The following is an 18,851-nucleotide window of genomic DNA, read 5'->3' as shown; positions in this document are numbered from 1 at the left end:
TCAGCCGAGGGCCGACAGTGCCCGGCCGAACATATCGATCTCGCGCCGGGTCGTGTACGGCGCGAGACCGATGGTCACCGCGCCGCCCTCGTCGTTGACTCCCAGCGCGTCCAGTAACCGGCTGCCACCGTGGGATCCGGCCAGCACGGTGATCCGCTTATCGGCCAGTTCGGCCGCGATCTTCTCCGCCTGCATACCGTCGACGGTGAAGCTGACGGTCGGGATCCGGGTGGACGCCCGGCCGATCACGGTCAGCCCGGTGATCTTGTCCAGGGTGCTCATCAGATGTTCGAACAGCTGGTCGTGGTAATCCTGCAGGGAGGTCACCGAAAGCTCCAGCCGCTCGCGCCGGGTGCCCTCGGCCCGCTCGTCCAGGCCGGCCAGATAGTCGATCGAGGTGGTGAGACCGGCGAGCAACGCGTACTGGTGACCACCCACCTCCAGCCGTTCGGGCCCCTTCGCGTACGGGTTCAACGCCATGGACGGGATCCGGTCCAGGAACGCCGGGTCCCGGAAAACCAGCGCTCCGACCTGCGGTCCGCCCCAGCTCGGCGCGCTCAGCGCGACCACATCGGCGTTCAGGTCCTCGATATCGATCATCGCGTACGGCGCGGCCCCTACAGCATCGGCGACCAGCAGTCCGCCCACCTCGTGCACCCGTTCCGCCGCGACCCGCACCGACGGCGCCGATCCGACGATCGGCGAGGCCGCGGTCAGCGCGACCAGCCGCGCGGTGGGCCCGATCAGCTCCTCGAACTGCCAGGCCGGCATCTCGCAGGTCTCGATCTCCACCTCGGCCCAGCGCACATGCGCGCCGTACCGGTTCGCGATACGCAGCCACGGCGCCACATTCGCCTCGTCGTCCAGCCGCGACAGCACGATGCCCGTACCCAGCCCCAGCCGGGAGCTCAGCGCTTCGGCCAGCCAGGACAGCAGCACCGCGCGGTCCGGGCCCAGGACGACACCGCTCGGGTCGGCGCCGACCAGATCCGCGACTGCCACGCGTGCGTCCTGCAAGATTTCGGCGCTGCGTTTGGCGGCCCCGTGGCGGCCGATATGGGTGAACGACGACGTGCGGAAACCGATCGACACCGCGCGCGAGACAGAATCCGGAACCAGCATGCCCGCCTGCGGAGCCAGGTTGATCCAGCCGTCGGCCAGGGCGGGGATCAGTCCCCGGACCCGCGCGACGTCGTAAGTCATGCAGGTCACTTTAAGGCCAGGGGCCGCGGCGCGGTAACCCTGGTCCGGCCCAGTGCGGGGACTATCACTCCTGCTACCACCACCAGCTTTAGCGCGTTCGCGGCGAACACGACATGATGGGGACCATGACGCAATCGGATGACGCATCGGATCCCGTTGTCGTGATCGGCCCCGAGGGCCGCCCGCTGGTGCTGCCCGCGGGTGCCGCGGGCGCGTCGTATCCGGACCGGGACGACGACCGGAACGACGCCGCGGACCGCGACAACACCGAATCGCTGGCCGATATGGTCGAACAACCGGCCAAGGTCATGCGGATCGGCACCATGATCAAACAGCTGCTGGAGGAGGTCCGGGCGGCTCCGCTCGACGACGCCAGCCGCACCCGTCTCGCCGAGATCCACAAATCCTCGATCCGGGAGCTGGAACAGGGTCTGGCACCGGAACTGCGCGACGAACTGGAACGGCTGGCGCTGCCGTTCGGCGCGGACGCCGTCCCGTCGGACGCGGAACTGCGGGTAGCCCAGGCGCAGCTGGTGGGCTGGCTGGAGGGTTTGTTCCACGGTATCCAGACCGCGCTGTTCGCCCAGCAGATGGCGGCGCGGGCACAGCTCGAGCAGATGCGCCAGGGCGCCCTGCCGCCGGGTATCCACGCCGGCGAGGGCCGCGCCGGTCAGCAGGGGCATTCGATCGGCGGCACGGGGCAATACCTCTGAACGAGGTGGTGTATACGGCCAGCCGGTACCGGGACGCGCTGTCGGGGTAGTGTCGTGCACCGTGCCTGCAGCTTCCGCTCGCTCCGACCTGGTAAACACCGAAATCCCGGAGCGCACCGACGAGGGCTCGGTGCGCGCCGACGACACTCCCGCCGCAGATGAGACGCCCGTGAGTTCCGAGCAAACCCCGGTAGCCGATACCGATACCGCCCCGGCGCCGATCGAGCCCGATTCGCAGTCCTGGGCCCGCGCCTGGCGCGATATCCGCAACGGCTTCGGACAGCGCGAACTATGGCTCTCGCTCGGCTGGCAGGACATCAAGCAGCGCTACCGGCGTTCGGTGATCGGCCCGTTCTGGATCACCATCGCGACCGGCGTCCAAGCCGCCGCCATCGGCATTCTGTACGCGGCGCTACTCGGCCAGCCGCTGCGCGAATATCTGCCATATGTGGCCGTGGGCCTCATTGTGTGGAACGTCATCAACGCCTCGATCCTCGAGGGCGCGGACGTGTTCATCGCGAACGAGGGCCTGATCAAACAGTTGCCCTCCGCGTTGAGCGTGCACGTCTACCGGCTGGTCTGGCGGCAGATGCTGTTCTTCGCGCACAACCTGCTGATCTATGTGGTGGTGCTGGCGGCGTTCGGGGTCTGGCAGAACCTGCACTGGACCGCGATCTTCGCGCTACCGGCGCTGGCACTGCTGTTCCTGAACGCCATGTGGGTATCTGTGCTGTTCGGCATCATCAGCACCCGCTACCGCGATATCGCGCCGATTCTCGGCAGCATGACGCTGATGCTGTTCGTGCTGACCCCGGTCATGTGGAGCACCAAGAGCCTGCAGGCCCAGGGCGGCGAGGTCGCCGAACGGGCCCGGATCGCCGAGGTGGTGCCCACCTACCACTATCTGGAGATCGTCCGCGCCCCCCTGCTCGGCGACGACCAGAAGCTGTATCACTGGGCGATCGTGGGCGGGATCACCGTGGTGGGCTGGCTCGCCGCCGCGATCGCCCTGAAGAAGTACCGTTCGCGCGTGCCCTACTGGGTTTAGGAGTCAGCCGGTCATGACCGATCAGGTGAGTATCGAAACCCGCGACGCGTGGGTGGAGTTCCCGATCTTCGACGCGAAATCGCGGTCGCTGAAAAAGGCCTTCCTGGGCAAAGCGGGCGGTTCGATCGGGCGCAACCAGTCCGATGTAGTGGTCGTGGAGGCCCTGCGCGACATCACCCTGTCGCTGAAAGAGGGCGACCGGGTGGGTCTGGTCGGCCACAACGGTGCCGGTAAGTCCACGCTGCTGCGGCTACTGTCGGGAATCTACGAGCCCTCGCGCGGTACCGCGCGGATCCAGGGCCGGGTGGCACCGGTTTTCGATCTGGGCGTCGGGATGGACCCGGAGATCTCCGGCTACGAAAACATCATCATCCGCGGGCTGTTCCTCGGGCAGACCCGGAAACAGATGATGGCCAAGATCGACGAGATCGCCGATTTCACCGAACTCGGCGAATACCTGTCCATGCCGCTGCGCACCTATTCGACCGGTATGCGGGTACGCCTGGCGATGGGTGTGGTCACCTCCATCGACCCCGAGATCCTGCTGCTGGACGAGGGGATCGGCGCGGTCGACGCGGAGTTCATGAAGAAGGCCCGGATCCGGCTGCAGGAGCTGGTCGCCCGCTCGGGCCTGCTGGTATTCGCCAGCCATTCCAACGAATTCCTGGCGCAACTCTGCGATACCGCGCTGTGGATCGACCACGGCCAGATCCGGTTGCACGGCGGGATCGAAGAAGTGGTCCGCGCCTACGAGGGCCCCGACGCCGGCAATCACGTCGCGACAGTATTGCGAGAGCTCGAAGCCGAGAAGGCCGCGAAGCCCGCGGCCGGATCCGGCGAGCCGGCGCCACAGCCGGCGGACAGTGAACGAGAACTGGAGAGAAATCAGGTATGAGCGAGTCAGGCCCGGAGGCGGAAGCGGAGCGTGACCACGGAGGGCCCTCGCTCGTACCCGATGGACACAGCATGAGCGAGTCAGGCCCGGCGGACGATCCATCGCGGACGGACGACACGCCCGCGACAGCATCGGAACCGGCCGCGGCCACACGGCCCGAACCGCCCGCAACTGCGTCACCGGAGTCGCCCGTAGCGGCACGAACGGAGCCGGCCGCGGCGGTGCTGCCCGAGGTCGACTACCGCGCGGACGCCACCATCGTCGCTGTGGTGGTCACGCACAAGCGGCGTGAGCTGCTTGCCGAATCGCTGAAAGCCGTGGCCACCCAGTCGCGGCCGGTCGATCATCTGATCGTGGTCGACAACGGCAACGAAGCCGAGGTGGCCGAACTCGTCGCGGAACAACCGCTGCAGACCACCTATCTCGGGTCCGCGCACAATCTCGGCGGGGCCGGTGGTTTCGCGCTGGGGATGCTGCACGCGCTGAGCCTGGGCGCCGACTGGGTGTGGCTGGCCGATGACGACGGCCGGCCCGACGGCCCCGAAGTGCTGGCCACCCTGTTCGATTGCGCCCGCCGCCACGAACTGGTGGAGGTTTCGCCGGTGGTGTGCGATATCGATGAACCGGACCGGCTGGCGTTCCCGCTGCGCCGCGGCGTGGTGTGGCGGCGGTTGCGCTCCGAGCTCGGCGCCGACGAATTCCTGCCCGGCATCGCCTCCCTTTTCAACGGTGCGCTGATCTCGGCGCAGGCGGTGGATGTGATCGGCGTACCGGATCTGCGGCTGTTCGTCCGCGGTGACGAGGTGGAGGTGCATCGGCGTCTGGTGCGCTCCGGATTACCCTTCGGAACCTGCCTGCAAACGGCGTATCTGCACCCCAACGGCGCCGCCGAGTTCAAGCCGATCCTCGGCGGGCGGATGCACACCCAGTACCCGGACGATCCGGTGAAGCGCTATTTCACCTACCGCAACCGCGGCTATCTGATGTCCCAGCCGGGTATGCGAAAACTGCTGCCGCAGGAATGGATTCGTTTCTCCTGGTTCTTCCTGGTGACCCGCCGCGATCCGGCCGGGTTGCGCGAGTGGTTCCGGCTGCGCAGCCTCGGCCGCAACGAGCAGTTCCAGAAACCGGATTGATCCGGTAACACCCATACGACCCATACCGGTCACCCGATTTTCCATGGGGGTTGACGGCCGATGCGAGAGTTTCCTCCCGGGCAGGTAAGTTCGGCTGGCAATCAGCTTGATTCGGGAGGAGATCGATGAGTTACCCCGGCGGTCAGCCGCCACAGGGCATGCCCGCACCCGGCCAGTACCCGGCGCCGCAACCACAGTTCGCGCCACCGGCACCACATCCGGGTGGGCAGCCACAGTATCCAGGGGGACCACAGGGGCAGCAGTGGGGCGCGCCGCCGCAACAGGGCGGTTTCGGGCAGCCTCCCGGGCAACCGCAATTCCCGAGCAGCCCACACGCCCAGCAGCCGGGACAACCACAGTTCCAGAGCGGACCGTACGCCCAGCCGGCCGGGCAACCGCCGGCGCAGTTCGGGCCGGGTGGTCAGCCCGGACCCTACGGTCAGCCGGGGCAGCCGGCGCCGAACGATCCGCCGGGAATCACGGTGGACTGCTCATACACCCCGCTGGCCTTCCTGTTGATGATCACCAAACCGAAGATCCTGGTGAACGGGCAGCAGGTGCCGAACACCCGCTGGGGCGCGAACCATATTCCGGTCGGCGCGGGCCAGTACCACCTGAAGGTCTCGACCCCCTGGCTGTTCGATATGGGTCCGGCTCAGACCCCGGTCCCGGTCCAGCCCGGCCAGGCGGTGCGCTACTACTACCGGGCTCCCGCGGTGATCTTCCTCAACGGCGCGCTCGGCCCCGGCCCGCAGAAGACACCCGGCATCATTTTCACCTACATAGGTTTCGGGCTGGCGGCGTTGATCCTCCTGCTGAACTTCGTCATGCTCCTGGCGATGGCCTGATTCCCAACTCGTCCGATGTTCGGCGGGATCGGTAGTGACCGATCCCGCCGTTCGTCAGCCCTACCAGCGATGATCGCGCGCCCTCTGGGCAACGAACAGCCGCTTGCCTACGCTCGGAACGCATGCGTCGTCTGCGTGATCACCGCGCGGCGGCGACCGCGACAACAGAAGGGCAGGCTATGACGGCAACCGGAGACAAACCGCTGAGCGGGCGGACGATGATCATGTCCGGCGGCAGCCGTGGCATCGGCCTGGAGATCGCCAAGCGAGCCGGCGCCGACGGCGCGAACGTCACACTGATCGCCAAGACCGATCAGCCCCATCCCAAACTGCCCGGCACCATTCACACCGCGGCGGCGGAGATCGAGGCCGCGGGCGGGACGGTGCTGCCGTTCGTCGGCGATATCCGGCTCGACGAATCGGTGGCCGAAGCCGTCCGGCAGACCACCGAACGTTTCGGCGGTATCGATATCGTGGTGAACAACGCCTCCGCCATCGACCTGTCGCCCACCGATGCGCTGGCGATGAAGAAATACGATCTGATGCAGGACATCAACTGCCGCGGCAGTTTCCTGCTGTCCAAGCTCTGCATTCCGGAGCTACGCAAATCCGCGGCGGCCGGCCACAATCCGCATATCCTGACCCTGTCGCCGCCGCTGAACCTGGACCCCAAATGGGCCGGTTCGTCGCTGGGCTACACGATCGCCAAGTACGGAATGTCGCTGACCACACTGGGTTTGGCCGAGGAACTGAAAGCCGACGGTATCGGCGTGAATTCGCTCTGGCCGCGCACCACCATCGCCACCGCGGCGGTGCGCAATCTGCTCGGCGGCGAGGAGATGGTGAGCAACTCGCGGACCCCGGACATCTACGCGGACGCCGCCTACCTGGTGCTCACTTCGCCGGCCACCGAGACCACCGGCAATTTCTTCATCGACGACGAGGTCCTGGCCGCGCACGGAATCACGGACCTGGACAAATACCGGGTGACGCCGGGCGACGGGCCGCTCACCACCGACCTGTTCCTCTGAAACCGTACCTACCGGGCGCCCCCGGCGCGTGAACCGTGCCGGTGAGCACGGTACGGGAACCGCACCGTGCTCACCGGCGTGCGAGTCGTCCTGGGTCGCCACCTGCGACCGGTCCAGCGCCTGAGCGGCCGCCGGCGCCGAGATGCCGTGTGCCGGACTGTGCCCGCCCGGTCCGGCGGGCGCGGATCGTCGGCCCCGGCCGGGCCGACGATCCGAATGACGCCCCGACGAGCGCGGGTAGCGGACACGAGTAGCGGAACCGGCCCGCCACCCGGCATCTGTCAGCCCTTGCCGTCGATCCCGTACAGCCGCTCCCAGTTCTCACGGCTGGTGAGCTCGGCGTGGGCGCTGCGGTAGCGCTCCTGCAGGGCCGGCAGTTCCTTGTACAAGCGGCGCAGCGTGCGCAGGGTACGCAGCAGCAGCGCCCGGGCGGTCGCCTTGTCCCGTTTCCGCACCCGGACACCGGCTTGCGACGCATCGGTGACGACCACATGGTCGAACAGCGAGACATGCCACCAGTGCGCGTCCTCGCGGGTCACCCCGACCAGTCCGGGCTGCACCCGGCCGGTCCACTGCTGGATCGCCCGTTTGACCAGTACCAAGAGCAGCCGGCTCGGTTCACCGCCCGCCCGGCGCACCCGGATATCCGCGGACGGCACCGGCGGGGTGGCGGCGGGATGCTTCACCGTTTCCGTGTAGTCGGCGCGGCTGGTCCGGGCCCGGCGCAGCACCTCGGTACCGCCGTCACGCAGGATCTTCGGCCCGGCCAGGAAATCCTCGATCCCCTGCAGGGTGGTGTGCGCGAGGCCGTACTGCATCCCGACCAGGTACTCCGAGATATTGCGGAACAGCTGCCGCGTGACAGTGCTCGGATCCAGATCGGTGTGCATGGCGCTGACGATCAGCGAATTGCGGGTGCTGAAGTACCGCGCCCAGTCGTCGAAATCTTTCCAGTAGAAGTCCGCGTGCCAGACCGCGGCGTTCGGCAGGGTGACCGTGACGAACCCGTGCTCACGGGCCCGCACCCCGTACTCGACGTCGTCCCACTGGAAGAAGATCGGCAACGGCAGCCCGATCTTCTTGACCACCTCGGCCGGGATGAGACAGGTCCACCAGGCGTTGTAGCCGGCGTCGACACGCCGCTCCTGGTTCTTCTTCAGCATGCTGGTATTGCGCAGCGCCTTGGGCACCTTCTGCCCGTGCATCAGCTTGTCCAGATGAACATCCTCGGCCCCGACGTTCAGGTAGTCGGGGTTGAGCAGGAAGAGCATCTGCGCGCCGACCAGGGTCGGCTCCACGGTGAGGTTGGCGAAGGCCTGCAACCGGAGCACGGTTTCGGGTTCGCAGAGAATATCGTCGTCCATGAGGATGACGTCGGCGTGTTCGTTGGCCGCGGACACCTCGTACAGCCCGCGGGTGAAACCGCCGGCGCCGCCGAGGTTGGGCTGGCGGATATAGCGCAGTTTATCGCCGAGACCGGGCCGGATCCGCTGGAACAGCGGCCGGTCCTCCACCAGGTCGGTGCCCTGGTCCACCACGTACACCGCGTCGATCGCGCCGAGCACGGTCTGGTCCGTGGCCAGCGCTGCCACGGTCTCGGCACAGTCCTGGGCGCGGTTGAAGGTGCAGATAGCGATGGCGACCGGGCGCACGGTGCCGGGCGCCGGTGCGGTCCAGGTGAGTTCGGAGACGGCGAGGTCGCCGCCGACGGCCTCGAATTCGAGCCAGAGGGCCCCGCCGTCGACGAACTGGTCCAGCGGGGCGGTCAGGGTCAGCGGGCCGCTGGCGGTGACCTCGGCGGTGCCGACGATCCGGCGGTGCCCGGCGATATCGGAGGCCACGATCCGGACTCTGGCCAGTTTGCCGACGTGCAGGTTCATGGTGGCCTGCACCTCGGTGACCACGGTCCAGCGCTGCCAGTAGCTGGCGGCGAACCGACCGAAGTAGGTGTTGGTATGCGCGGTCGCCCCCTTTTCCAGGTGCAGGCTCATCCGGTCGCCGGTGGCCCGGCCCTTGACCACCACATACAGCTCATCGCTGATCTTCGCCGACGGTCCGGTGAAAATGCCCCGTGCCAGCACCAGCCGGTCCGGCGCCCGGTGGTGTTCGGCGCGCAGCGACTCCGGTGCGACCGCAGAGCGTTCGTTCGTCTCGGTAACGGCCTGCATAGCCGACTGATCCATGAAGTCCTCGAAATCCTTATTTAGCCGACGGGACCGACATGTCCCTGAATACGGTTCGCGGCGGGCCCGAGGATATCAATCAGCCACGCCGGTCGCCCGTTCGGTCGTTTCCCGATCGCCTTCACCCGTAAACACGAACTTGTCATAAGCCCAATACCGGAAGACCACCGCAACTATCTGACCTACAAGTGTTCCAGAAATATTGTCGGCAAGCGGAGTGGACAGATCCAGCACATAGCGCGAAAAACCCAGACAGCCCAGCTGCAGGCCGATCGCGACCACATTGATCACCGCGTACAGCAGGTACTCCCGCGCCGGACTCCCCGACTGCTTGTGGGAGAAGGTCCACCATTTGTTGCCGAAGTAGGTGACGACCGTGGCCACCGCGATGGCGATGATCTTGGCGGGCAACGGGACGTCGTACATGAGCCCCTCGCCGCCCCAGGCGCCGAAGTTGAACACCAGCAGGTTGTAGGTCCCGGCGTCCACCAGGAACCCGACCACACCGACAACCAGGAACGCCGCACTCTGCCGCAGCCCGGCGCGCACCCGTTCGATCAGCGAACGGGGGGCCGGTGCGCCGGTGTCGACCACGGCCGACGACTCACCAGATGACACGCGCCGACGGTACCGCAGTGACCTGAGCCATCGAACCCTCCACCGACCCGGTACTCTCCCGGTGTTCCCATATCCGTCGATTCCGAGGATTTGACCAGGTGGACTCCACCGATTTCCGCACGGGCGAGTCAGGCCCGGAGGCGGTAGCGCAGCGTAACCACGCAGGGCCCTCGCCCGTGCGAGATGTACACAGCACGGGCGAGTCAGGCCCGGAGGCGGTAGCGCAGCGTAATGAGCTCCGCGTTGCTGCCGTGGTTCCGTGCCACAACGAAGAAGCGTCGGTCGCGAAGGTCGTCAGCGACCTGAAGGCCGCGGTGCCCGGAATTGTCGTGTACGTGTACGACAACCTCAGCACCGACGCCACCGTCGAGAAGGCGCGTGCCGCCGGGGCGATCGTGCGCCGGGAACTCGCCAAGGGCAAGGGCAATGTCGTGCGCCGCGCCTTCGCTGATATCGAGGCCGACGTCTACCTCATGATCGACGGCGACGACACCTACGAGGCGTCCGCGGCCCCGGAAATGATCGAAACCCTGGTCTCCGGCCCGTTCGACCATGTACTCGGCGTGCGCAGACAGGATGCGAGTGGATCGGCCTACCGTGCCGGCCACGAAACCGGGAACAAAGTGCTCAACGGCGTGGTCGGAAAGGTTTTCGGCGAAAACGTCGAGGATATGCTGAGCGGATTCCGGGTGTTCTCCCGCCGCTTCGTGAAAAGTTTTCCCGCGGTTTCCCGCGAATTCGAGATCGAAACCGAACTCACCGTGCACTCACTGCATCTGCGCGTCCCGCGCACCGCGGTCCCGGTCGGATTCCGCGACCGCCCCGCCGGCAGCGAGAGCAAACTGCGCACCTACCACGACGGATTCAAAATCCTCGCGCTGATCTTCGGCTTGGCCCGGCACGAACGGCCGGTGGCGTTCTACGGCCTGTTCGGCACGCTGAGCTGGATAATCTCGGTGGTGCTGACCATCCCGATCATCGCGGAGTACTACGACTCGCACACCGTGCCTCGCTTCCCCACCCTGTTCCTCGCGTTCACCTTGCTGCTGATCGGCGTCCTGGCCTGGACGGCGGGCCTGATCCTGGACGGCATCCGCCGTTCCCGCCACGAAGCCGCGCGGCTGATCTACCTGCGCTACGCAGCACCGGTCGCCGCGATCGACCCGGCCCCAGCCGCCGGCGAACCCCAGCCGGATCCTGTGGCCGGGGATATCCGTTGACCGCCGATACCGAGACCCGCCCCGCCGATACCGAGCGGGCCGCGGGCCGCAAGGCCCTGTCCGGAACCGCTCGCGCCGGCCGTGCCGTGATTCACCGGGCCGGCCCCGCGACCGTCGCGTTCGTCCTGCTGGCCGGCGTCTTCGGCCTCGTGTTCGCGGTGATGAGCCCGCCCTTCTGGGGCCACGACGAGCTGACCCAGTTCGGCCGCGCCTACCAGGTATCGCAGGGCGGCCTGACCCCCACCGAGATCGAGGACGGTCGCGGTGTCGCCTACGGCGGCGAGGTACCGGCGGCGGTCGAAGCGCTGATGGGTTTCGCGCTCGACGATTACACGCACAACCCGGGCGAACCGTTTCCGCACGTTGCCGAGCCCGGTACCTACCAGCGGCTGAGCGACGCCCCGATCACCGATGACCGGAAAACCGTCTGGTTCACCAATACCGCCGCCTATTCGGCGGTCCCCTACCTGCCCAGCGCGGTCGGTATCTGGTTCGCCGACCTGATCGACGCGGACGCGGGCACGCTGGTGCGCCTCACCCGGCTGGCCGGGCTGGCCGCCTACCTGCTGGTGGTGGGTTTCGCGCTGTGGTCGCTGCGCGCGCACCGGATCCAGTGGCTGGCCTTCACCGTCGCCGTCCTGCCGATCGCGGTGTTCCAGGCCGGCACCATCACCGCCGACACCCTCACCAACGCACTCGCCCTACTGGTTTCGGCACTGCTGGTGAAGGGTCTGTTCCTCGGTGACCGGCTGGGGCGCACCGAAACCGTCGCGGTCATGGCCACCGCGATCCTGCTGCCGCTGTGTAAACCGACCTATGTCCTGCTGGCCATGCTGGTGGTGCTGATCCCGGCCGAGCGGATGGGCCTGACCGCCTGGCGGCGCTGGATCACCTGGGCCTGCGCGGGACTCGGTGCCCTCGGGTTCGCGGTGTGGATGAAGATCGCCGCGCCGACGGGCGAGGGTACGAGCCTGATGCGGCCGCAGCACCAGTGGTACACGGTCGATACCGGCGAACAGCTGACCGGAATCCTGACCGATCCGTTCGGCTTCCTGCGCACCTTCTGGGAAAGTATCCTGCGCCGCGACCACGAATGGTTCACCGAATTCTTCGGTGAACTCGGCTTCGCGTACATCAATGTACCGGCCACGGCAATCGTGACCTGCCTGCTCGCGTTCGCTGTCAGTGTCGGGACGGCCGAACGTTTCTCGCGCCCGGATTTCCGGCGGACCCTGATCGTCGCGCTGACCATGGCGGCCAGTGTCGCGATGATCTACGTCACGCTCTACATGTCGTTCACGCCGGTCGGCTACTACATCATCGACGGCGTCCAGGGCCGGTACTTCATCCCGCTGGCCATCGTGGCGTTCGCGGTCCTGCTGCGCTGGATGCCCTTCCGGCTCCGCGGTCCCGGCGACCGCGAACCCGGCCGCGGTGCGGAACTGACGATTATCGCCGCAACGACGATCGCCCTGATCACCACGGTCGCGAAATACCACATCTACGTCTGGGGCTGATCGGGAACCGGGGCGCGACCGGGTCGTACCGTCCGGTGACAGCGGGCCCGGCACCTGCGTCCGTCACCGGTATCGAGAACCGCCCCGCCGCCCCGCCGCTCACGGAGCGGCGATCGTCCGTTCTCCCGACTCGGCGTAGGCACGTTCGGTGGCGCCTTTGACCGGGCGCCACCAGGATTCGTTGTCCCGGTACCAGGCGATCGTCGCGACCAGACCCGCCCGGAAATCCGCGTAGCGGGGCGTCCAGCCGAGTTCGTCGCGCAGCAGGCTCGCATCGATCGCGTAGCGCTGATCATGTCCGGCACGGTCGGTGACATGATCGAAATCATCGGGGTCACGGCCGAATTCGGCGAGCAGCAATTCGACGACGGTCCGGTTGTCGAGTTCACCGTCGGCACCGATCAGATAGGTCTGCCCGATTCGGCCCCGCTCCAGGACATCCCAGACGGCCCGGTTGTGGTCGTGCACATGAATCCAGTCACGGACCTGATGTCCGCCGCCGTACACCCGCGGCCGCATCCCGTCGATCAGATTGGTGATCTGGCGCGGGATGAACTTCTCGACGTGCTGATACGGCCCGTAGTTGTTCGAGCAATTCGACAGGGTCGCGCGGATCCCGAAGGACCGGACCCAGGCGCGGACCAACATATCGCTGGCGGCCTTGGTCGCCGAATAGGGGCTGGAGGGGTTGTAGGGGGTGCGCTCGGTGAATGCGGGATCGGCGGCCGTGAGATCGCCGTAGACCTCGTCGGTGGACACATGGTGGTATCGCACATCGTGGCGGCGCACGGCCTGCAACAGCGAGTACGTGCCGACGATATTGGTCTGCACGAACGGCCACGGCTCGGCCAGCGAATTGTCGTTGTGCGATTCGGCGGCGAAATGGACCACCGCGTCGACCCCGCTGACCAGCTCGTCGACCAGGTCCAGGTCCGCGATATCACCGTGCACGAAGTCGATCCGATCGGCGACCGGATCCAGCGAGGCGCGGTTCCCGGCATAGGTGAGGGCATCGAGCACAGTGACCGTCACCTCCGGCCGTTCGGTGACGGTCTGCTGCACGAAGTTGGCTCCGATGAACCCGGCTCCGCCGGTCACGAGAAGGCGCACCGGTCCACTCTACGTCCCGGACCCGGCCCTCGGCCCCCTGTATAGAGCACGTTCGGCCGGCGAAATACCGGGGACGGACACGTCGTTCACCGTGCCGCCGGAGTCGAAGCCGGCACCCGGACGATGCGGGGCACCGAACGAATCAGCGGAACCGGTGCGGCGATACACGAACTGAGCCGGACTCACGCCGGCAAGCGGTCCGCGCCCCAGCTGCGGTGGACATAGCCGACGACGCGGTCCAGTTCTTCGCGGTCGACCGAGGCCAGCTCGCCGGGCTCCAGCGGGTCGAAATGGAAGATGTAGAGCCGCGACGCGAACTGTTCGAACGGCAGCGACGCCTCACCGAAGCGTTCACCGTGACCCGCCGTCCCGACCACGACACCGTCACCCCAGTCCTGGCCGCTGTCGTTGTTCGGGTTGTAGAAGTAGACCCGCATTCGTTCCTGCGGATCCAGCGCGACCCGCAGGATCGTGATCGCATGCCATCCGACGAACCGGGCGGCACTGTCGGTGACCGCGACACCGGCCGGCTGCGGATGGATCAGCGGCTGGTTGCCGTTGTGGAACGGGTGGTAGCTCGCGTAGAAGTGCTGCAGGAATTCGTCCAGGTCGGTGAGCTGCCCGGTGGCCACCTCGACATTGATCCGGAAACCCCGGCCCGACCACCAGCCGTGGAATTCCGGATTCACCCAGCGGTGCGGGTCGCCTTCACGGTCGGCGCACTGCCGGCCCATCTCCGCGTAGATCCGATCCAGATGCGGGACGACCAGCAGCGATACCGGGTCCAGATCGACCGGCAGCTTGGTGGCGACACCGGAGGCGCTTTCCCGCGAGGAGATCGGCCGGCCCTCGAAATGCATGACGACCTCGTCGTCGCGCGCCGCCCACGCCAGGGTTTGCAAGAGGTAGTCGGGATCGTTGTAGGCCCACATCGACAGCGCGCGCGCCGATTGGCAGGTCGGGTTGTCGCCCTGTCCGACACCCAGGGGCAAGCCCAGGATGGACAGCATCCCCGCGAGCAGTCGGGTGCGCGGATCCGGGTCCGGCCCGAAGGCCTGGGTCAGGCGATCCCGCGAATACGGCGACAATCGCAAGGCCAGCTGCCGCCACAGAGCGGGCGCGACCGGCGGCTGGTACAGAATCCCGCGTTCCAGCAGCAGCGCTATTCCGTAGATGCACTGGGCCGTCTCGACGTGCACGGCCTCGGCGATGAGGCGGCGCACCAGTTCGTGGTAGCAGAGCAGGCATTCACGACCGGTACTGGACAGGCCCAGCGCCTCCCCGAGCAGATACTCACCTTTGCCCAGCAGGAAGCGCAGCAGCACCGCGTGGTAGGGGGAAACCAGGCCGGTGTCGTGCATGGACCGGGCGAATCCCGCGGTCTCGAACTGCAGCGCACTGTCGTCCATCGTTTCCAGGCGCGCGCGATAGACCTCGACGCCCGGATCCTCCCGGCACGCGTCGGTGGTGCCGTACAGGCTGCTGATCAGCCGGTCCGCGCCGAGCCCGGCTGCCCCCAGATCGATATCGGGGTTGGTCCGGGCGACCGCGATCTGGGTGATCATCTGTTTGACCGGCTCCACCTGGATCGGCCGCTGCCGCAGGATCCGCCAGATCTCGTCGACCAGATTCTCCAGGACCTTCTCGTACCCGATCTCCTCGACGAGATGACGCAGCAGTTCCCGCGACACCTGCGCCATCCGGCCCTGCTGTTCACGCTCGGCCTCGGTCGGCGGCGTGAACAGCAGGGACAGATTGATCGCCAGCACCTGGGACAGGTGGTGATTCGCCTGTTCGGCGGAGATCATCGGGTGCACGTACTCACCCTTGGCCACCGCGAGCAACCGCAGATCGCTCACCGTTTCCAGCACCACAGTGTCGGCATTCGCACTGCGCAGCGAGCCGGTACTGAGCGACGGGATCAGGATCTGCGGTTGCGCCCAATCCGTCCCGCCGAACAGCCCGGCCGCTTCCAGCCGCGCCGCGCGCGACCGCACGGCCGCACAGCCGCCGGGCAGGAGCAGGACGCGGCGCAACGCCGCGAGAACCCTCGACAGTTTGAGGTGCTTGCCGAAATCGCTGGCGGCCGCGAGCAGCTGCGTCGCGTCGTCCAACGTGGCAAGGCGTCTGTCGAGAGTTGCCCCGTCGCCGCTGAGTGGGGTCAAATGAGGATCCTCCCCGTGATCAGTGTCCATGGCGTATGAGCGAGGGCCCTGCGTGGTTACGCTTCACTGCCGCCTCCGGGCCTGACTCGCTCATACGCGAATACTGCCGAACGAATCAGATGTAGAAATCGAGCTCTTCCTGTCGCTTCAGCAGATCCCGCAGAGTGTACGGGTCGTCACCGAAGAAATACAAGAGTCCCCAGTGGTTGCCGAACGCGGTGCGTTTGGTCACTTTTTCCGTCAGCGGCTCCGTCAGCTCGTGCGATTCGAAGTAGTCGTGGTCCTCGGTCTCGTCGGGTACCGACAACTGACTGACCACCCGCCGCCGCGGATAAACCCCGAAGCAGCCGGCATGCCCTTTCGCGTCCACGACTTCACGCGGGAAGAAATCCTTGATCTCGTCGTCGGTTGTCTTCGGATCGAAGGCCAGGACCAGCGCATGGTAGGCGTTGAACCCGTACGACCGTTCCAACAGCTCGAACACCTTGAAGCCCGGGGGCCGGTAGGCGACTTCACCGAAGTACATCTCCCCGTCACTGGTGACGAAGTATTCCGGATGCACGAACCCGAACTCGATATCGAACGTTTTCACCAGCCGTTCCACCTGGCGAACTATCTCGGGACGATACTTTTCCAGCTCCGGTGTCGCCGGAACGAACACCGAATACCCGAGTGTGACGTACTCGGAAATATTCAGGAAGCAAATCCGGCCATTGTGGATCCACGCCTCAACCGCGAATTCCCACCCGTCCAGATGTGATTCCATGAGCACCGGAAACTCGTCGTCGGGAATCGTATCGATCTCGTCGGGGGTGCGGATCACCCGATGGCCGAGGCACCCTGCCTTGTCGAATGCCTTGACGTGAATGGGGTCGTTGGGGTCGCCGTCGAGTTTCAGCAGCGTCTGGTTCACCCGCTTCAAGAAACGGATTACGTCATCGCGCTCGTGGGCTTCCTCGAAAATACCGACACGAATACCACCGAGTTGGGCACGCCGCTTCATCAGGGCTTTGTCGCGGAGCAGCATGGCCTGTCCGAAAAGGCGTGGATTGTCCATCAGGACCGAGTTGATGGCGCCCGCCCATTCGACCGTTTCCTCGAATATCGGAATCGCGACATCGACTCCCATGTCCTGGAGCGTCTCCGCGATTTCCATGGAGCGGTCGTTGAGTCGTTCGAAATTCCAGGGGAGATAGGGTATACCGTTTTCGGCGCAATAATCCGCCACCCATTCGGGCGCCACCACCACGTACCGCCTGTCGAAACGATCCACCGCCTCGACAGCGTTCAAGCTCCAGCCCAGTAACGCCACATACCCTTTGTCCGGGTTCTTAGTTCTAGATTCTGATGCCGAAATCGACAAAACCTGTCCCCTCTCAACCTCTTTTTCGAGCTCGTCGAGCTCGTTGAATCACGAGGGCGCCGGTTCACATGCGGGTGGTCCGGCCACAACGCCGGGCACAGATATCGGGCCGCTACCGAATCCGCGCCGAATTCTCGAAATTGCTGTGGACCGGACCGTGTAACGCCCTCATTTCCTTCGGGTACCCCGCCGTTGCCGAACCGAAACGCCGCCACCGGTCCGCGCGCCGGATACCGGGTGCGAAACCGCGGCTCGTGCACCCGAGCAGAACAGTCGATACCGCCGCCACCGTGTGGCACCGGCTGCCGGGCGCGCAGCGGCCCGCCCCTGCTGGCACACTGATCGAACATGCGCGGAATCATTCTGGCGGGCGGCACCGGGTCGCGTTTGCATCCGATCACGCGCGGAGTGAGCAAACAGCTGGTCCCGGTCTACGACAAGCCGATGGTCTACTACCCGCTGTCCACTCTGATGCTGGCCGGTATCCGGGACATCCTGGTGATCACCACACCGGAGGACGTCGAATCCTTCACCCGGCTGCTCGGCGACGGGTCGCAGTTCGGTATCTCGATCACGTATGTGGTGCAGCCGGTTCCCGACGGTATCGCCCGCGCGTTCGTGCTCGGCGCCGGCCATATCGGCGACGATTCCGCCGCCCTGGTGCTGGGCGACAATATCTTCCACGGCCCCGGCCTGGGCACCAGCCTGCACCGGTTCGCCGAGATCGACGGCGGCGCCATCTTCGCCTACCGCGTCTCCGACCCGACGGCCTACGGTGTCGTCGAATTCGCCGACGGCAAGGCGATTTCCATCGAAGAGAAACCGAAGGTCCCGCGCTCGAACTACGTAGTGCCGGGGCTGTACTTCTACGACAACGATGTGGTGGAGATCGCCCGCGGCCTCACCCCGTCGGCGCGCGGGGAATACGAGATCAGCGATATCAACCGCGCCTATCTGGAGGCCGGCCGGCTCGGTGTCGATGTGCTGGCCCGCGGTACCGCCTGGCTGGATACCGGCACCTTCGACTCCCTGCTGGATGCCGCCAACTACGTCCGCACCATCGAACAACGCCAGGGTCTGAAGATCGGCGTGCCGGAGGAGGTCGCGTGGCGGATGGGCTATATCGACGACGAGCAGCTGTGCCTGCTCGCCGACCCCCTCACCCGCTCCGGTTACGGTAAGTATCTGCTCGATCTGCTCGAGCACGGACGAAGTTGGTGAGTGTGTAGATGCGGATCACTGAGATGTCGGTCCCCGGCGCCTGGATCTTCAGCCCGAAGATCCACGGCGACGATCGCGGCACGTTCACCGAGACCTTCCGCGCCTCGGAGTTCGAGAAGGCCACCGGCCGGTCGTTCGACCTGCTGCAGGCCAATACCTCGATTTCTGCGGCCGGAGTGCTGCGCGGTATCCACTACACCGACGACCCGCCCGGCCAGGCGAAGTACGTCACCTGCGTCCGCGGCGCGTTCCTGGACGTGGTGGTCGATCTGCGGCCCGGATCCCCCACCTTCGGCCGGTGGGACAGTGTGCTGCTGGACGATCTCGACCGGCGGTCGGTCTTCCTGTCCGAGGGGCTCGGGCACGCCGTACTGTCCCTCGCCGACGATTCCACTCTCACCTATCTGTGTTCCCTCGAGTACAGCCCCGAATACGACCACGATCTGGACGCTTTCGACCCGGATCTGGCGATCGACTGGCCGTCCACCGACCGCGACGGGCAGCGGCTCACCTACCTCCGGTCCCCGAAGGACGCGGCAGCACCACGGCTGCGCGACCGCTGACCGCCGCTGGAGCGAGT

Annotated in this window: 16 protein-coding genes; 10 read left to right on the top strand and 6 right to left on the bottom strand. The window is 66.3% G+C overall.

What is annotated here, in order from left to right; all coding sequences use genetic code 11:
* On the bottom strand, positions 1-1,203 hold the full coding sequence (locus tag ACIA75_RS04275; protein WP_397099754.1) for a cysteine desulfurase-like protein: 1,203 nt from the start codon (positions 1,201-1,203) through the stop codon (positions 1-3).
* Between the two features lie 125 nt (positions 1,204-1,328).
* Between ACIA75_RS04275 and ACIA75_RS04270 the strand changes: the two genes are divergently transcribed.
* The 6 genes from ACIA75_RS04270 (at position 1,329) to ACIA75_RS04245 (ending at position 6,874) form a co-directional block, all read left to right on the top strand.
* Positions 1,329-1,916 carry a bacterial proteasome activator family protein gene (locus ACIA75_RS04270; protein ID WP_397099752.1) on the top strand — a complete coding sequence of 196 codons (588 nt, stop codon included), beginning with the start codon at positions 1,329-1,331 and terminating at the stop codon, positions 1,914-1,916.
* Between the two features lie 169 nt (positions 1,917-2,085).
* Positions 2,086-2,964 (top strand): ABC transporter permease, encoded by an 879-nt coding sequence (locus tag ACIA75_RS04265; RefSeq protein ID WP_397100915.1) that lies wholly within the window; start codon positions 2,086-2,088, stop codon positions 2,962-2,964.
* 13 nt (positions 2,965-2,977) lie between these two features.
* Positions 2,978-3,859: an ABC transporter ATP-binding protein gene (locus ACIA75_RS04260; protein ID WP_397099750.1), complete on the top strand. Its 882-nt coding sequence runs from the start codon at positions 2,978-2,980 to the stop codon at positions 3,857-3,859.
* A 71-nt stretch (positions 3,860-3,930) separates the two neighbouring features.
* Positions 3,931-4,995 (top strand): glycosyltransferase, encoded by a 1,065-nt coding sequence (locus ACIA75_RS04255; RefSeq protein WP_397099748.1) that lies wholly within the window; start codon positions 3,931-3,933, stop codon positions 4,993-4,995.
* A 125-nt stretch (positions 4,996-5,120) separates the two neighbouring features.
* Positions 5,121-5,843 carry a hypothetical protein gene (locus tag ACIA75_RS04250; RefSeq protein WP_397099746.1) on the top strand — a complete coding sequence of 241 codons (723 nt, stop codon included), beginning with the start codon at positions 5,121-5,123 and terminating at the stop codon, positions 5,841-5,843.
* Positions 5,844-6,022: 179 nt separating this feature from the next.
* A complete protein-coding gene (locus tag ACIA75_RS04245; protein WP_397099744.1) occupies positions 6,023-6,874 on the top strand; it encodes an SDR family oxidoreductase in 852 nt (283 codons plus the stop codon).
* A gap of 281 nt (positions 6,875-7,155) precedes the next feature.
* On the opposite strand, the gene ACIA75_RS04240 is transcribed toward ACIA75_RS04245, so the two are convergent.
* Positions 7,156-9,057 carry a glycosyltransferase gene (locus tag ACIA75_RS04240; RefSeq protein WP_397099742.1) on the bottom strand — a complete coding sequence of 634 codons (1,902 nt, stop codon included), beginning with the start codon at positions 9,055-9,057 and terminating at the stop codon, positions 7,156-7,158.
* 75 nt (positions 9,058-9,132) lie between these two features.
* Positions 9,133-9,675 carry a GtrA family protein gene (locus ACIA75_RS04235; RefSeq protein WP_397099740.1) on the bottom strand — a complete coding sequence of 181 codons (543 nt, stop codon included), beginning with the start codon at positions 9,673-9,675 and terminating at the stop codon, positions 9,133-9,135.
* Between the two features lie 98 nt (positions 9,676-9,773).
* Between ACIA75_RS04235 and ACIA75_RS04230 the strand changes: the two genes are divergently transcribed.
* Entirely contained in the window at positions 9,774-10,895 is a 1,122-nt protein-coding gene (locus ACIA75_RS04230) for a glycosyltransferase (protein WP_397099738.1), read from the top strand.
* Positions 10,892-12,412, top strand: a complete 1,521-nt coding sequence (locus ACIA75_RS04225; RefSeq protein WP_397099736.1) for a DUF2142 domain-containing protein — start codon at positions 10,892-10,894, stop codon at positions 12,410-12,412. Before ACIA75_RS04230 ends, ACIA75_RS04225 begins: the two co-directional genes overlap by 4 nt.
* A 99-nt stretch (positions 12,413-12,511) precedes the next feature.
* Here ACIA75_RS04225 and rfbB read toward each other — a convergent pair whose 3' ends face one another.
* From rfbB to ACIA75_RS04210, 3 genes are all read right to left on the bottom strand, one after another.
* Complete coding sequence (rfbB, locus tag ACIA75_RS04220) at positions 12,512-13,522, bottom strand: dTDP-glucose 4,6-dehydratase (protein WP_397099734.1); 1,011 nt, start codon at positions 13,520-13,522, stop codon at positions 12,512-12,514.
* A gap of 182 nt (positions 13,523-13,704) precedes the next feature.
* Positions 13,705-15,717: a hypothetical protein gene (locus ACIA75_RS04215; protein WP_397099732.1), complete on the bottom strand. Its 2,013-nt coding sequence runs from the start codon at positions 15,715-15,717 to the stop codon at positions 13,705-13,707.
* Between the two features lie 85 nt (positions 15,718-15,802).
* Positions 15,803-16,843: an acetyl-CoA carboxylase biotin carboxylase subunit family protein gene (locus ACIA75_RS04210; protein ID WP_397100913.1), complete on the bottom strand. Its 1,041-nt coding sequence runs from the start codon at positions 16,841-16,843 to the stop codon at positions 15,803-15,805.
* A gap of 555 nt (positions 16,844-17,398) precedes the next feature.
* Between ACIA75_RS04210 and rfbA the strand changes: the two genes are divergently transcribed.
* Positions 17,399-18,271, top strand: a complete 873-nt coding sequence (rfbA, locus tag ACIA75_RS04205) for a glucose-1-phosphate thymidylyltransferase RfbA (protein WP_397099730.1) — start codon at positions 17,399-17,401, stop codon at positions 18,269-18,271.
* Positions 18,272-18,279: 8 nt separating this feature from the next.
* Positions 18,280-18,834, top strand: coding sequence for a dTDP-4-dehydrorhamnose 3,5-epimerase family protein (locus tag ACIA75_RS04200; RefSeq protein ID WP_397099728.1), 555 nt, complete (start codon positions 18,280-18,282; stop codon positions 18,832-18,834).
* Positions 18,835-18,851 lie beyond the last annotated feature (17 nt).

The organism is Nocardia sp. NPDC051750, from assembly GCF_044453135.1.
GTDB lineage: Bacteria > Actinomycetota > Actinomycetes > Mycobacteriales > Mycobacteriaceae > Nocardia.
Note: the sequence above shows the minus strand (reverse complement) of the source record. Positions and strands in the feature narration are given on the sequence as shown.

Coding starts and splice junctions, on each gene's coding strand:
- rfbA (WP_397099730.1), top strand. CDS start 17,399: ATGCGCGGAATCATTCTGGCGGGCGGCACCGGGTCGCGTTTGCATCCG.
- ACIA75_RS04200 (WP_397099728.1), top strand. CDS start 18,280: ATGCGGATCACTGAGATGTCGGTCCCCGGCGCCTGGATCTTCAGCCCG.
- ACIA75_RS04255 (WP_397099748.1), top strand. CDS start 3,931: ATGAGCGAGTCAGGCCCGGCGGACGATCCATCGCGGACGGACGACACG.
- ACIA75_RS04250 (WP_397099746.1), top strand. CDS start 5,121: ATGAGTTACCCCGGCGGTCAGCCGCCACAGGGCATGCCCGCACCCGGC.
- ACIA75_RS04260 (WP_397099750.1), top strand. CDS start 2,978: ATGACCGATCAGGTGAGTATCGAAACCCGCGACGCGTGGGTGGAGTTC.
- ACIA75_RS04245 (WP_397099744.1), top strand. CDS start 6,023: ATGACGGCAACCGGAGACAAACCGCTGAGCGGGCGGACGATGATCATG.
- ACIA75_RS04275 (WP_397099754.1), bottom strand. CDS start 1,203: ATGACTTACGACGTCGCGCGGGTCCGGGGACTGATCCCCGCCCTGGCC.
- ACIA75_RS04215 (WP_397099732.1), bottom strand. CDS start 15,717: ATGGACACTGATCACGGGGAGGATCCTCATTTGACCCCACTCAGCGGC.
- ACIA75_RS04270 (WP_397099752.1), top strand. CDS start 1,329: ATGACGCAATCGGATGACGCATCGGATCCCGTTGTCGTGATCGGCCCC.
- ACIA75_RS04240 (WP_397099742.1), bottom strand. CDS start 9,057: ATGGATCAGTCGGCTATGCAGGCCGTTACCGAGACGAACGAACGCTCT.
- ACIA75_RS04210 (WP_397100913.1), bottom strand. CDS start 16,843: ATGGAAATCGCGGAGACGCTCCAGGACATGGGAGTCGATGTCGCGATT.